We start from the raw sequence: 288 nt of genomic DNA, 5'->3' as shown, positions 1-288 counted from the left end.
TCTGCCTATGGTGACAGTCGCAGCTTACAAGCTCGTGCTGGAACGTGAAGTGGGCCAGCAGAAACTGCATCCGGCTGTGCATATCGTCTGTGACGGTAATGCTGACGAAGATCGTGCAATCACCCAGGAACTGGGTACTGCCATGAAAACTCGTCTGATCTGGCTTCGTATGGTTCTGGATGGAACCAAGCGAGATCACTTCGATGATTTCATGTATGACGTTGCTATCCCGCAGAACTGGGATAACCGCATCATTGCGTTCCTTCACCACAAGCCGGAATACCTGAA

Annotated in this window: 1 protein-coding gene; it reads left to right on the top strand. The window is 51.0% G+C overall.

Annotated features, from left to right (window positions below):
- Window positions 1-34: 34 nt before the first annotated feature.
- On the top strand, window positions 35-288 hold a 254-nt coding region (locus Q5762_RS37900; protein WP_315896857.1), incomplete at its 3' end, for a hypothetical protein.

The organism is Streptomyces sp. P9(2023), from assembly GCF_032436795.1.
GTDB lineage: Bacteria > Actinomycetota > Actinomycetes > Streptomycetales > Streptomycetaceae > Streptomyces.
The sequence above is the reverse complement of the archived record's forward strand: the minus strand, read 5'-3'. Positions and strand labels throughout refer to the sequence as shown.